This is a genomic window from Microbulbifer zhoushanensis, from assembly GCF_021729055.1.
GTDB classification, from domain to species: domain Bacteria; phylum Pseudomonadota; class Gammaproteobacteria; order Pseudomonadales; family Cellvibrionaceae; genus Microbulbifer; species Microbulbifer zhoushanensis.
The window spans coordinates 730240-744863 of the sequence record NZ_JAJSAO010000001.1 but is presented as its reverse complement, the minus strand read 5'-3'; the positions used below and the strand labels follow the sequence as shown (position 1 = coordinate 744863).

Sequence of the window (14624 nt, the reverse complement as noted above, 5' to 3'; positions counted from 1 at the left end):
TATGGATAACCTGGACCGCATTCAGGAGCTTTGGGCGGCAGAAATGCCCGGGCTGGACACTTCGTCGATGGCCCTGATCGGCCGTTTACAGCTGGTCAATAAACAGATGACGCAGGCAATGTCGGCGACATTTCGCCGTCACGGATTGACTGACGCCGGCTTCGATGTCCTCGCCACGTTATTGCGCAGCGGACCGCCGTACACGCTCACCCCCTCGCAGTTGCTTGACCAGATGCTGGTGACTTCCGGCTCGATGACGAGCCGCCTGGACTCCCTGGAGAGGGGAGGCTTTATTGAGCGGGTGGTGAGCCCCGGGGACAGGCGCAGCAGGCAGGTAAAATTAACCACCCGGGGGCGGGCGGTGATTAGAAAGGCGATTGTTGACCACGTTGCGACCCAGGACAGGCTCCTGTCAGTCCTTACGGATACAGAGAAGTCAGGCCTAATCAAGTTGCTGCGCCTGTACCTGGCCCGGTCGGCGGCCGGTAATGAGTGAGCCATAGCCGTGATCAGGTTGGTCGTGGGCGAGGGGGGCTGCGCCGGATGGCAGTGGCATTCGCACTATAGGAGGGTGTGTCGGCAGTGCCAGCCGGTAAAGATGCCCGTGTCAGTACTGCCGGGAGAGTCGGGTCCGGCATACTGCAGGGTTGCCGCCTGGCAGGACTGGCTCCTGAATGAACAGGCCCGGCATATTGCCGGGCCTGTTCATTCAGTGAAGTTTCAAGTGGAAACCGCGTCTGGTCGCGCTCCAGTGATGTTGGCTCAGTCGCTGGCGGTATCGGCGCTGTGGTTCGGGCCTGCCAGCAGGGACTTCACCCTGTCCCTGGCACGACCGGTTGCCGCACCAATATCCACGCCGACCCCATAGAGCGCCGGTACCAGCAGCAGTGTCACGAAGAAGGCCACAAATACCCCGAATGCCAGTGCCACCACGATCGGCTGCAGGAATGCCGCCTGGATGCTGCGTTCCATCATCATTGGCATCAGGCCGACAATGGTGGTGACGGTGGTCAGCAGGATGGGGCGGAAGCGGGCCACACCGGCTTCCACGATGGCCTTGAGTGGATGCATGCCCTGGTCACGCAGCCGGTTGCTGTGATCCATCAGCACCAGGTTGTCGTTGACCACCACACCCGCGGCAGCAGCGATACCGAAGTAGCTGAAGATCGCCATGGTCATGCCGGTAACGGCGTGCCCGAAGATGGCGCCGACAAAAGCAAACGGAATGGCAACCAGGATCAGGATCGGCTGGGAGTAGCTGCGGAAGGCCACTGCCAGCAGGCTGTACATGGCGAAGAAGGCCATGGTGTACAGGCCCAGCACTTCCTGGATAAAGCGCTTCTCGCCCTCTGCCTGGCCCACGGCACCGCGGATGATACCCGGGTAGCGCTTTTCCCAGGCGGGGAAGAAGTTCTCGTTCAGGTCCTTCATGATCTCGCCGCGCACATCGTCCTTAAGGTCCGCCATCACGCGCGCGGCGCGGTTGCCGTTCCAGCGCTGGATGCGCTTGATGCCCGGTGCGTATTCCAGTTCTGCCACCGCCAGCAGGGGCACTTCTCGGCCATCGGCGGTGCGCACGCGGAAGTCCTTGAGGCTCTCGATGGAGCGGCGGGATTCCAGCGGGTAGCGCACCATTACTTTCACGTCCTGGCCGGCGCGGGGCAGGCGCTGCACTTCCTCACCGAAGTAGGCCTGGCGCACCTGGCGGTTGACGTCTGCCAGGGTCAGGCCAAGCTTGGCAGCGCCGGGCTGCAGGTCGATGCGGATCTCCTCCGATGCGCCCTCCAGGTTGTTGCGCACATCGTAGAGGCTTTCATAGCTGCGCAGCTGGCCTTCCAGTTCGGCCGTGGCCGCGCGCAACACCTCCAGGTCCGGGTGGCGGATGGAAAGCTCGAAGCCGGGCCCGTTGTTACCCATGGAATACTGTACCGAGACTTCCTTGGCATCCGGAATCTCGCCCAGCAGTTCCCGCAGGCGCAGCGCCGCATCCTTGGCGGACATCTCGCGCACTTCCGGCGGTGCCAGCTTGACGATGGCCAGTACGCTGTCCCGGCGGGAGCGGGTATACCAGTTCTCGATCAATACGCCCTGGCCGTCGGTGCGCTGGTTGACCTCCTCCACGAGGCGCTTTTCCGCGTCCTGCAGCTGGGCCAGCACTTCGAGTGCGCGGCTATAGGGCGCGCCCTCGGGCATCACAACGTTGACAATGACTTCGTCGGACTCGATCTCGGGCATAAAGCTCTTCTTCACCCAGCCACTGCCGAACATGCCGAAGCCAATCATCAGCACTGCGATAAAAATGCTCAGGGTCAGGTAGCGGCGGTCCACCGCCCACTGGCCGATACGGCGGTAGTGGTTCTGTGCAAAGTAAACGATGCGGTCGGCAATACCTTTCTGCAGGCGCCCGAAGCGGCCCATCTCGGTGCGTGGCTTCAGCTGGCGCAGGTGCGCCGGCAGGATAAACAGGGACTCGATCAGGGAGAACAGCAGCGCCAGGATCACCACCCAGGTGATATGGCGGGTGAAATCGCTGGTGGAGCCACTGATAAACAGCCACGGCAGGAATGCCAGGACAGTGGTGACCACGGCAAAGACCACAGGCTTGGCGACCAGTTGTGTGCCGAGCACCGAAGCCTTGAGCCCGGCATCGGGATGCCGGTAGTCAACATTGTGGGACTGGGTATGGATACTCTCACCCACCACGATGGCATCGTCCACCACGATCCCCAGCACCAGCAGGAAGGCAAAGGTGGACAGCATGTTCAGGGACACACCCACGCTCGGCAGTAGCACGAAGGCACCGGCATAAGCGGTGGCAATACCAATGGCCACCCAGAAGGCCACCTTCGGGCGCAGGCTGAACACCAGTACCAGTAATACCAGTAACAGGCCCTGGAAGGCGGATGAGCCAATGGTATCCAGGCGACCCTTGAAGTCCTCGGCGTTATCGGTCCAGAGAGTAAGCTTGGCGCCCGCCGGCATGGTTTCCTGCCGCTCGGCAATCCATTTGCGAATGGACTGTGATGCGGTGATGATGTCCATGGTCTCGGTGCTCATCACCTGCAGCAATACCGCGGGCTCGCCGTTGAGGGTGGCGAGGATTTCGTTGTCCTCGAAGCCGTCCACCACTGTGGCCACATCGCCCACGCGAATGGTGCCGCCGTCCGCCGTCTGGCGCACGATAATATTGGCAAACTCCTGTTCGGTGTCGGCCTGGTTACGTACCTTCAGCTGGTAGGCGCCTACCTCGGTGCGCACGGTGCCGGCGGACTGGTTGATGGAGCTGGCACGGATGGCATCGGCCACTTCCTGGAAAGTAATGCCGTAGCGGCGCAGGTCCAGTTCACTGACCTCGATGGAGACTTCCTCCATGCGGGTGCCGAACAGCTCCACCACGGAAATTGCAGGCAGGGTAGCGGCCTCGCGCCGCAGTTGCTCCGCCAGTCGTTTCAGTTCACGCTCGCCCAGGTCACCGTGTACCGCCACACGGATATATTCCTGGCGATTCACCCACTGGTGGACCTGCGGCGGTTCTATGTCCCGGGGAAAGGACGAGATGCTGTCCACGCGGATCTTCACGTCGTTCATAAACCGGCTGAAGTCCACTGAGGTCTCTGCGAGGATGTAGACTTCACCGAAGCCCTCGGACGAGGTTGAGCGGACCCACTCGATATTATCGAGGTCGCTGACCGCCTCCTCGATCCGGGCGACGATCTGCTCTTCCACTTCCTCGGGGGCGGCGCCGGGCCAGGCGACGCGAATTTCCAGGCCCGGGAAGCGCACCTGCGGGTCCATCTCCCGTTCCATCAGGCCGAAGCCGATAATGCCGGCGACGAAGATACCCACCATGGCCAGGTTGGCGGCGACACTGTTGCGGGCCCACCATTCAATCAATTTGTTCATGCGCGCACTCCGTTACTTGCGGGCCAACTGGGTAATGGGCTGTACGGCCATGCCGTCCACCACATTGGCGACGGTGGAGGTCACCACCCGCTCGCCATCAGCGACGCCAGAGGCGACCACGACCCGGCTTTCAGAAGTGGACAGGACTTCCACCGTGCGGATATCCAGGCGATCCTCTTCGTCGATCACGTAGACTTTGTCGGCATTGCGCAGGGCCTCCCGGGGGAGCACCGTGGCGCGGCGCTCCTGCACGCTCTCTGTCTCGGCAGTGACAAACAGCCCGACAGCGAGCGGGACGCCGTCACTGGCGCCCGCCCCATAGGGATCTTTCACTTCGGCCACGGCATAGATCAGACGTGTCTGCTGGTCCACCGCAGCCTGGGTGCGGACGATGTGTCCCTGCCACTGGCGCTGTTGCCGGCCCACCTGGGCTGACAGGGTTACCTGCGGGCCCGGGTTGTCGTTGCTGGCGACAAAGCCCATGGGCAGCTCCAGTTCCTGTAGTTGTGCATCGGTGAGTGGCAGGCGCACCTCAACGCGGTCGGTGGCAAATACCCGGCCCAGGGGCATGCTGGCAGTGACATACTGGCCCACGCCGATATCGCGGCTGATCACCCGGCCACGGAAGGGCAGCTTGATGCGGGTGCGTGCCAGGTTCAGTTTCGCATCGGTGAGCTCTGCCCTGGCGGAACGTAACCTGGCCTCGGCTTCCGCTACCTGGGGCTGGTTAACCTGCAGTGGGGTGGGCTTTTTGTTGGGATTGATGGATTCCCATTGCTTGCGCTTGATGTCGGCAGCGGCTTTCGCCTGCATCAGCAGGACCTCGGCCTGTCTTACGCCGGTTTCGGCACGGGCCACCGCCAGGCGATAGTCGGCATCATCAAGCTGGATCAGGGTCTCGCCGGACTCAAAGCCGGCGCCCTCGGCAAAGTTTTCCGAGATGGCAATAATGCGGCCGGAAACCTGTGGTGTCAGGTCGATCTCAGTGTGCGCCCGCACTTCCCCCTGGGTGCTCACCGCGAGGTGTACCGATTCCTCCCGGGCCTCGCTGAACAGCAGCGATACCGGGCGCTGCTCTTCCTCTTTCTTTTCCGGTGCCGGCTTGGCGGCGGACATGAATTGTACTACCCCGAACCCCAGCGCCAGCACCATTACTGGTGCGGCAGCTTTCAAAACTTTCTTCTTCATTTGTCTCATCTCGCCAGATTCGCCGAAATCCTTGCCGGCGTCAGTTGGTGTGAGTTGGTATGGACCGTGTGCGATAAGATCACGAAACCCCAAGAGCGGCTACAGGTGCGAAGCCGGGTTGAGCCGGTCGAGCGATGAATTCCTGTTGCCAACGATTCTATTGACGGGATGGGGGAGTAGTTTGGATGCAGCCGGTTACAGATTTTATTGATCGACCGGAAAAGAGGCGCAGCAGTATGTTTAATTTAGCGCCAGAAGGGCCGGTGCAATAGCCAGTGCCCGGCCCCCGGAAGCCGATGGTTCACCATGTTGGCATGGGGTGCCAAGTGCAGGCGCGCGGATACCGGGAGCGACTGGCGTGGCGCCGGACTGCCGGTCAGTCCTGTCGGCACCGCGGTGCTTGACCTGCTGGGGCTGCCTGCCGAAAATACTGGATATGTGTACAGTATTTTCTAACCCTGTCCCGTTATTGCCAGTCGCCGTGTCCGCCGGCTTCCCGTCACCGGCGGCAGCCTATGCCGCCCGGCCTCTGGTGCTGGATGACTGGCTGTGGCCCAGCCGCGCCAGTTGCCAGCTGGTTCCCCTGGGCGGGCATGGCCGGGTGCACCTTGTGCTGGACCGGTCCCTGCAGCCGGTGGCGGGCGACCGGGTATGGGTCGGCGCCGATGCGGAGCCGCTGCAGTGGCCGCCGGCAGGCGCGGAAACAGGGGAGGGGACGGGGGTCGTGATCGCGGCCACCATCGCCCTTTACCGGCGGCGGCCCGATCCCGGCCCCGCGCCCGGCAGTATCCACGACTGGCTGATCCGGCGGCCCCACGCCAGTTACCTGGTGCGGGCCGAGGGGCATTCCATGACCGGCTTTGGTATTCACCACGGCAGCCTGCTGGTGGTGGATCGCAGCTGCGAGTTGCACGATGGTGACATTGTCATCGCCGGGTCCGAAGAGGGCTTCCTGGTCAAGCAATACCGGGGCAACCCGCCCCGGCTGTTGGCGGGCCACGGGGACTACCCGGATATTGTCCTGGCGCGCTCGCCGCAGTTCGACCTGGACGGGGTGGTGATTGCCAGCCTCACCCGGCACAGGGGGAAACCGTGAAGCGCTGGGACCAGCAGCCCGACCAGGTCGCCCTGGTGGACGTCAATAACTTCTATGTGTCCTCGGAGCGCGCCTTCGACCCCCGCATCCGCCACCGGCCGGTGGTGGTGTTTTCCAACAACGATGGCTGCGTGATCGCCCGTAGTGGCGAGGTCAAGGCGATGGGGGTGAAAATGGGCGTGCCGGTGTTCGAGGTGCGCCAGCTGTTCCGCGACCGCGGTGTTGTGGTGCGCAGCAGCAACTACGAGCTCTACCACGATATGTCCACCCGCTTCGTGGCGTCGCTGGAACAGTTCTGCCCGGATGTAGAGCAGTACAGTATCGATGAGAGCTTCCTGCACTTTGCCGGTTTCGGCGAGGGGCTGGCGACACATTGCCAGCAACTGGTGACGTCGGTACACCGGTGGACATCCATGCCCTGCTGCGCGGGGATTGCCCCCACCCGTACCCTGGCGAAGGCGGCCAACCATTTCGCCAAGACCCTGGGTGTCCCCGGGGGTGTCCTGCACATCGGTTCCGAGTACCACCGCCAGCAGCTGCTCAGGCAGATGCCGGCAGGCGAAGTGTGGGGCGTCGGCCGCCGGCTGGCAAAGCGGCTGGCAACGCTGGACATCCACACCGCCTGGGACCTGGCGTCGTCCCATGTCCCCACTATCCGCAAGGCATTTGGGGTAACGCTGGAGCGCACCGTGCGGGAACTGCAGGGGATTCCCTGTATTGAACTGGCGCCGCTGGCGCAGGCGAAAAACGAGATCGTCTCCGGGCGTATGTTCGGCCGTTTGCTCGTGTCGTTTGACGATGTAATGGCGGCGGTGGCCAACCATGTGCAGCTGGCGGGAGAGAAGCTTGCCGCCCAGGATGGCGTCACCGGCCGGCTCACCGTGTCGGTCCAGACCCGGGCTGCCGGGCAGGAGTGGCGGCATGTGTCGGGGCAGGCGGAATTCCGCCCGGCAACGAAAGACAGCAGGGCGCTCACGTCTGCCGCCAGGGGCTGCCTGGAGGAGATATATGTAGCCGGGCGCGACTATCGCCGCGCTTCGGTCAGTTTTTCGGCTCTGGAACCGGCGCAGGAACAACAGGACGACCTGTTCGGCAATGCCGGCGACGACGACAATGAACGCCTGTCGGCTTGCCTGTCGGAAATCAACCGCCGGTTCGGGCGGGGCGGGGCGGTGCTCGCCAGTGCCCGGCTGTCGGACGAATGGCAAATGAAACGCGAACACCTGTCACCGGCATATACCACTGACTTCCGGCAGCTGCCGGTGGCGCGGACGGGATAGCAGGCAGTTACCGGAAGGTGGGCGATGCGGGGGCGGCGTTGTTGGGAATATGCAGGAGGTGGGAGAGTAACCGAGTCCTCTCGCACATTGAGAGACATGTGGGCGTGATCACCGTCCCGAGCTGGCTTTGACTGGCCAGGTTCAGGAAACAGGCTAAAGATATTCCGTGCCATCCCAGTCAAGTACTGGCAAGTCCTGTCCCTGTGCAAACTTCTCAGAGAGCACTTCCTCCGCCCTTGTGCCATCGATGGGAATGCCACTCCTCCACAAGTCGCCCGCCACGCCGTACGGCTTGCCGCCAAAGCAGGTGCTGCAGGTGACTTTATAGTAGTAGCCTTCGGTTACTTCGGCTTCCCTTCCGCAAATGACACACTGATCCATAATGCTTTCCGGTAATGGCGCTGATTTAGATGGGCGGGCTGTTAGTTGCCGCTAACACGATCTGCTGGCCCGCATTGAATGCCCGGCTTCTACTCATGTCGTTTGTCCGCAGTTCGCCGGGGCGCGGCGGCCTGCCGCGTACTCCCGGCTGAAAGGTAGTGCAATAAACACCCTAGCGGCCATACCAGGGGCACTTCAGGGCGGATGGTACATTCCATGGTATGGCAAAGCCCCAGCCGCCCAAGCCCGCCAGCACAGTGGCCCTATACAGCGCTGACACCGCCCGATCCGATGGCGTTCGGTTTGCCTGCATGCTCAGTGGGCAGGCGGGTAGGGCGATAGTGTCATCTAGACTAAGGGCAGCTTCCAGGTCCCTGCGCTGCCGTGGGTGGGCAATGGCTGGAACGCGCCACAAGGTTTGGGTTACCCATGAATTACCAGAATGTCTGTATCCTGGCGCTGTTTGTATTTCTCTACAGCGTCATCGGCGGTCGTGCGGACCGGACACCGATCAACGGTGCCCTGGTATACACCCTGTTCGGGTTCCTGATGGGGGCCCAGGGCCTGGGATTGCTGGATCTCAATGTTGACTCCGGGGGGATGCGTACGCTGGCGGAGCTGACCCTGGCCCTGGTGCTGTTCACCGATGCCGCCAACGCGGACCTGGGCGTGCTGCGGCAGACGATCAGGGTGCCGCGGCGCCTGCTACTTGTGGGCCTGCCCCTGACCATTGTGCTGGGTGTTGTCGTGGGTGCTTTCCTGTTCGACGGGCTGAGCCTGTTCGAAGTGGCGGTACTGGCGACGATGCTGGCACCGACGGACGCTGCGCTGGGCAAAGCGGTAGTGACCAATACCGCGGTACCTCCCTATATCCGCCAGGGGCTCAGTGCGGAGAGCGGGCTCAATGATGGTATTTGCGTCCCGATATTGTTTGTATTCCTGGCACTGGCCTCTGGCGCGGTGACACCGGAGGCCTCCAAAGGACTGGGGCTGATGCTCGTGCTGAAAGAGCTGGGCCTGGGGTTGCTGGTGGGGCTGGGATTGACGCTTTTGATGGCGCACCTCCTCCGGGCTGCGTCAGGGCGTGGCTGGGTCACAGAGACCTGGGGCCAGGTCCCGGTACTGGCCATGGCGTTGGGATGTTTTTCCGCCGCGCAGTGGCTTGGTGGCAGCGGCTTCATCGCAGCATTTTCCGGCGGGTTGCTGTTCGGCTGGCTGGCCCGGGCAGAGAAAGAACCGCTCCTGACGGCCGCGGAGGAGACCGGGGATACCCTGGCCCTCCTGACCTGGGTCGCCTTTGGGGCTGGGGTGGTCGGGAATTATCTTCACCTGCTCTCCTGGCAGGTGTTCTGGTATGCAGTCCTGAGCCTGACGGTGGTGCGCATGTTGCCGGTTTTCCTGTGCCTTGCTGGCGTCGGTTCCTCGACGTCGGAAAAGCTGTTCATAGGCTGGTTCGGCCCGCGCGGGCTAGCGAGCATTGTCTTCGGCGTAATTGTACTGAATGAGAGGCTGCCCGGCGGAGGGACGATCGCAGTGACAGTGGTGTGTACGATCCTGCTGAGCGTCATTGCCCACGGCCTCACCGCCAACTCCTTTGTCCGCCGGCTGGCCGCCGGTGAGCCCAGCCGGCTCGCGCGCAGTGAAACCGACCATCACGAACGGTGAGCGGGGCAGGGGAGGACTTACCTTGATGCTGAAATTGCCCCCACTGAGCGTCGCTACTCGCGAATCAATAAAGACCGCCCTGGCGATGGTGTCAGTCTATGGCATTACCCTCAGCCTCGACTGGGGTAAGGCGGCGTGGGCGGGACTCGCGGTGGCAGTGGTGAGCCAGTCGTCGCTCGGTATGTCGCTCAATAAGGCAGCATTACGAATGCTGGGCACGCTGATGGCTGTGGTGGCCGCGCTGGTGATAGTGGCGCATTTTCCCCAGGACCGGTGGCTGTTTATGGCTGCACTGTCATCGTGGCTGGGAGTGTGCACTTATCTCTCGCTGGGGGCAAAAGACTCCTACTTCTGGCAAATTGGCGGCTGGGTCAGTGTGATCATCTGCGTCAACGCAGCCACCAGTCACAGCGGCGCCTTTGAAATCGCGATGCTGCGTACCCAGCAGACGGGACTGGGTATCCTGGTGTACTCCCTGGTGGCCCTGCTGATATGGCCACGCAACAGCAGAGGGGATCTCCGGGAGGCTTTCGAGCGGTTACAGTCTGCCCAGCTGGCGCTTTTTCAGGAGTGCCGGGCAGTGCTTGCCGGCGCCGGGCGAACAACGGCACTGGTGAACGCGCGCAGCGACCTTGTCCACGCGCAGTCGGCGGTCAGTCCGTTGCTGGATGCGGCCATTGCAGACAGCCACTTGGTCCACGAGAGACGCCGCGAATGGCAACAGCTGCTGGCATCGTCGACAGAGCTGACCGAGTTACTGGAGCGGCTGAGCGAAAGTCTCTACCAGGTGGATGACAGACTGTTGCGGGAACTGCTACCCGGTATCGACAGTTACTGCTCCGGAGTTGAAAGGCGCTTGCAGGCGCTGACGGGGCCCGTCGGAGAAATGCAGCCCGGCGAGCCACAAGAATACGGCAAAATAGCTGTCGAGGCGGCGCGCATTCCCGATTCCCGGTTACTGGATTCGGCTGTAGTCGCCGTCCTCAGGAGGCTGTTGCAGCGGGTTTCCGAGCAGGTGGATAGCGTAGCCCAGGCCGCATGCGCGATTAGTAATGAAGCTAAGAGTCGCGGTAGTAAATTCCCGGCCGTGGCCGACACGGGTGCGGCGTCGAGGATGTTGGGGAACCTGATGCCCGATCCAGACCGGCTCGGCGGGGTTGCCCGGGTAATATTCACCATCTGGCTGGCTTACCTGGGTTACCTGTACGTTGACGGCCTGCCGGCAGGGCCACTGATCCTCTCCCTGGCCGCTTCACTGTCGATTGCACTGGCGGCAATGCCCTTTGTTGCACCGCGCAAAATATTCCTGCCAGTGTTGGTGGCCATTCTCTGTTCCGGGGCCATCTACCTGCTGGTGCTGCCGCACTTATCAACTTTCTGGTCGCTGGGACCATTGATCTTCGGCGTGACATTCGCCCTCTGCCTGCTGTTTTCCGGTCCCCGCAGGGCTGCCGGGCGGTCCATAGCGCTGGCATTTTTCGTGTCCGTGATGGGTATCAGCAACTCACAGGTTTACAGCTTCAGCGCTGTCGCCAACATGCTGGTTGTTGTCACCCTCCTGCTGATACTACTGTCCTTTGCTGCCTATATACCCTTCTCGCCACGCCCTGAGCGCATGTTCCAGCGCCAACTCGGGCAGTTTATGTGCAGCTGCGCGTGGCTCCTCACGGGCCGACCCACCGGTTGGCGCAGCCGCTATCACCGCAACCTGGTCGCCCGGATTCCTGCCAGACTCTCCCTGTTAGCGGGGGTTATTGAGCGGCGCTACCTGCCAGGGGATAGTGAGGCTAACTTGCGGGCTGTGGTTGCCCGGTGCGAGGCACTGGCCGCGCGTATCAATGCGCTCGTGGAGGCGCGCCTGCACGCCGGCGATGTTGCGGGCAAAAACGCTACAGGGGCGGCACTGGAATCCTGGCAGGGGGCCGCGGCTGATGCGCTGGAGCGATTGGCGGCTGTTACCCGGAAGGGGGAGCGTCCAGCCCCCGCCAATTCCAGCGCACGGGAAGGTGCACAACTGCGGGAAATCGAAAACCTGCTGCGCCAGTACCATGGCGCGACAGGGGCGCCTGCCGGTAGTCAGCCGGACGGGCGTCAGCTGGAAGGGGCACTATTACTGCTGGGGGTGTCCCGGAGTGTCAGTGAGCTACTGGCCTCCCTCACCGAGCAGCTGCGCGGGATTGACTGGCGAAAATGGAGTGAACCGCGTTTTTTCTAGCAAGGAACAGCAATTGCCAGGGCACAGCAACTCACGGAGTGATATACACGATGTTGCCAATACCTCATGAAATATCCCTGGGAGGGATTTACCTGCCCCCCCTGCTGCTTGCCGCTGTCCTGGGGTTCGGGGCGGCCACGATGACGGCACGAGCATTCGATCATTATCGACTCTCCCGGTATTTTGCCAGTCCCCCACTGGTCCTGATTGGCATGGTGATCATATACACCCTGCTGTTCGGCATTTTTTTTATTGGCATCTGAAACATGAATGCCGCGAGAAATTACCTGTTTTCCGGGCTGGTCCTGCTGCTTGCAATGGTGGTAGCACTCCTGGCCGTATGGAAGTTTCTCGAAAACCCATGGACCCGAAACGGCCAGGTGCGAGCCTGGGTTATTCAGGTGACGCCTAACGTGACCGGGCAGGTAGTGGATGTACCGGTGAGTGATAACCAGTATGTGCAGCGTGGCGCGCTCCTGTTCCAGATTGACCCGCGCCCCTTTGAGACGGAACTGGCGCGTGCCCGCGCAGAATACGACAAAACCGGTGATAGCTACCTGGCCACCGAGCAGCAGGTACAGGTTGCGGCGGCGCAGGTTGAGGCGGCCGAGGCTGCTGTCTGGCAGGCTGAGAGCGCTATAAAGGAAATTGATGCCGAGATCGAGAAGAGCCGTGCCGAACTCCAGCGGCAACGACAATTGTTGCCGCAGCGCGCCACGTCACGAAAATCGCTAGAGCGCGCGCAGGCGGAACACGCCATTGCGCGGGAAAAGCGAAAGGGGGCAGAGGCGAAACTGGCACAGGCGCGGGCTTCGCTCGACGGGGCCCGTGCTGACCTGGAAGAGGCCCGTGCACGGCTGGGTACTGTCGGTGAGGCAAATGCCAGTATCCGGGCTGCGCGAGCGGCCGTCCGGCAGGCGGAACTCAACCTGGAGTTTAGCCGGGTAACTGCGCCAGTGGATGGTTACATTACCAACCTGAGGCTGCGCGATGGGAGCCAGGCTGTCGCCAATAAGGCCGCCCTGGCAATTGTCGACGCCGGCAGCTTCTGGGTAGAGGGTTATTTCAAGGAAACCAGCATTGCACGGATTGCGCCGGGAGATCGTGCCGTCGTTACCCTGATGGCATATCCGGACCGGCCACTGGCGGGGCGGGTAGACAGTATCAGCCGCGGGATTTCACAGCAGGATGGCAGCACCGGCAACGAACTGTTGCCTGCGGTGAGCCCGACCTTCGACTGGATTCGCCTGGCGCAGCGCGTGCCGGTGAAAATCGTGTTGGACAATGTGCCCGACGATGTCGAGCTGCGGGTTGGAATCACCGGTTCGGTGATGGTGAAAAGCGGCACCGCCGCCCGGGAAGAGAATGGACCGGTATCCTCTGGAAAGTAGGTCCTTGCCACAGGCCGTGCGGGCGCTTGAGAGCCCGTGGACCCTACTGGTACTGGTCTGTTGCCTAGCGGGCTGCACCCTTGGGCCGGACTATCGGCCCCCGCCGGTGCCGCTCGAGGACAGCTGGAGTAAAGAGCGCAGTGCACGCCTGGACAGCGGCCAGCCAGTCGATCCGCTCTGGTGGGAGCATGCATTCAGCGACCCGGTTCTGGACCAGCTGGTGGCTATATCGCTGGACCGGAATCTCACTCTTCGCTCGGCTGCCTTGAGGGTAATGCAGGCACAGCAGCAACTGGCTATTGCCGTCGGTAACCAGTACCCGCAGCTGCAGGAATTGGCCGGTTCTGTCTCGCGTACCAAGGAGAGCGAGCTGATCATCGAGGAATACGATATTGGCTTCAATCTCAGCTGGGAGCTGGATATGTGGGGGCGATTCCGACGCCAGGTGGAGTCCGCCAGCGCCGACCTTGGCGCCAGTGTGGCCGATTACGACGGTGTCCTGGTTTCGCTGGTAGCCCAGGTTGCCCAGACGTATGTGGCGATCCGAACCACGCAGGCACGGCTGAAGGTGGCCAGGAATAATATCGACCTGCAGGAAGAAAGCCTGCGTATCGCCCGGGCGAAGTTCGAGGCCGGGGAGGTCAGTGCGCTCGATGCCGAGCAGGCCGAGGCGCTGTTGTATAACACCCGCGCGGCTGTACCCAGCCTGGAAACCACGCTGCAGCAATTGAAGAACACGCTGGCGGTGCTGCTGGGAATGCCGCCCACGGCAGCCACATCACTGGCGGGGATGCCGGGCGCGATTCCGGTTGTCCCAGCACAGATTGCCATCGGTATGCCCCAGGACCTGTTGCGCCAGCGGCCGGATGTGAGGGCGGCGGAGCGACGCCTGGCGGCACAGGGACCGCAGATTGGTGTCGCCGAGGCTGAGCTGTACCCGGCCTTTTCCATCGGTGGCTCGATCGGCTCGCGCGCGATGGAAGCCGGTAGGCTGTTCGAGGGGGAAAGTGAAGCCTGGAACCTGTTCGGGGGCTTCCAGTGGAACCTGTTTAATTACGGCCGGCTGCGTAGCAATGTTCGCTTGCAGGATGCGCGCTTCCAGCAATTGTTGGAGGACTACCGCCAGGCCGTGCTGCAGGCCCAGGCTGACGTGGAGAATGCGATTGTGGCGTACCTGAAATCCCACGAACAGTTGGAAAGCTATCGCCGCGCCGCGGCGGCGTCGAGCCGCTCGGTGGCACTGTCGTCCGCCCAGTACACCAACGGGCTGGTCGGTTTCAACACGGTGATCAGTACCCTGACCGCTGACGCACAGCAGCAGGACCTGCTCGCCCGGGCCCGGGGTGCAGTGGCTGCCAACCTGGTGCAGGTATACCGATCACTGGGCGGCGGCTGGGAGGTACGTGAGAGCCGCAGCGTTAAGCAGCTGCTGCCGGTGCCGGTCCGGGATGAGATGCTCGATCGTACCGGTAAGTGGAAGAAGGTGCTGCAATAGGGAAGGCGGG

Annotated in this window: 10 protein-coding genes; 8 read left to right on the top strand and 2 right to left on the bottom strand. The window is 62.4% G+C overall.

The genetic code is table 11. From position 1 onward, the window contains the following. Position 1 precedes the first annotated feature (1 nt). Positions 2–496 carry a MarR family winged helix-turn-helix transcriptional regulator gene (locus LVD10_RS03235; protein ID WP_233005646.1) on the top strand — a complete coding sequence of 165 codons (495 nt, stop codon included), beginning with the start codon at positions 2–4 and terminating at the stop codon, positions 494–496. 266 nt (positions 497–762) lie between these two features. On the opposite strand, the gene LVD10_RS03230 is transcribed toward LVD10_RS03235, so the two are convergent. Together LVD10_RS03230 and LVD10_RS03225 are read right to left on the bottom strand one after the other, a co-directional pair. After that, positions 763–3903, bottom strand: a complete 3141-nt coding sequence (locus LVD10_RS03230) for an efflux RND transporter permease subunit (RefSeq protein ID WP_237061808.1) — start codon at positions 3901–3903, stop codon at positions 763–765. Positions 3904–3915: 12 nt separating this feature from the next. Then, positions 3916–5091, bottom strand: coding sequence for an efflux RND transporter periplasmic adaptor subunit (locus tag LVD10_RS03225; protein ID WP_233005644.1), 1176 nt, complete (start codon positions 5089–5091; stop codon positions 3916–3918). Positions 5092–5527: 436 nt separating this feature from the next. Between LVD10_RS03225 and LVD10_RS03220 the strand changes: the two genes are divergently transcribed. From LVD10_RS03220 to LVD10_RS03190, 7 genes are all read left to right on the top strand, one after another. After that, entirely contained in the window at positions 5528–6187 is a 660-nt protein-coding gene (locus LVD10_RS03220; RefSeq protein WP_233005643.1) for a LexA family protein, read from the top strand. After that, the gene (locus LVD10_RS03215) at positions 6184–7467 is read left to right on the top strand and encodes a Y-family DNA polymerase (RefSeq protein ID WP_237061807.1); all 1284 of its coding nucleotides are present in this window, start codon (positions 6184–6186) and stop codon (positions 7465–7467) included. Before LVD10_RS03220 ends, LVD10_RS03215 begins: the two co-directional genes overlap by 4 nt. Positions 7468–8277: 810 nt before the next feature. After that, the gene (locus LVD10_RS03210; RefSeq protein WP_237061806.1) at positions 8278–9513 is read left to right on the top strand and encodes a cation:proton antiporter; all 1236 of its coding nucleotides are present in this window, start codon (positions 8278–8280) and stop codon (positions 9511–9513) included. A gap of 25 nt (positions 9514–9538) precedes the next feature. Then, on the top strand, positions 9539–11728 hold the full coding sequence (locus LVD10_RS03205) for an FUSC family protein (protein WP_237061805.1): 2190 nt from the start codon (positions 9539–9541) through the stop codon (positions 11726–11728). Positions 11729–11778: 50 nt separating this feature from the next. Then, on the top strand, positions 11779–11991 hold the full coding sequence (locus LVD10_RS03200) for a DUF1656 domain-containing protein (RefSeq protein ID WP_233005639.1): 213 nt from the start codon (positions 11779–11781) through the stop codon (positions 11989–11991). A gap of 3 nt (positions 11992–11994) precedes the next feature. Continuing rightward, positions 11995–13119: an HlyD family secretion protein gene (locus tag LVD10_RS03195; protein WP_237061804.1), complete on the top strand. Its 1125-nt coding sequence runs from the start codon at positions 11995–11997 to the stop codon at positions 13117–13119. Further along, the gene (locus LVD10_RS03190) at positions 13094–14614 is read left to right on the top strand and encodes an efflux transporter outer membrane subunit (RefSeq protein ID WP_237061803.1); all 1521 of its coding nucleotides are present in this window, start codon (positions 13094–13096) and stop codon (positions 14612–14614) included. Before LVD10_RS03195 ends, LVD10_RS03190 begins: the two co-directional genes overlap by 26 nt. Positions 14615–14624: the final 10 nt, after the last annotated feature.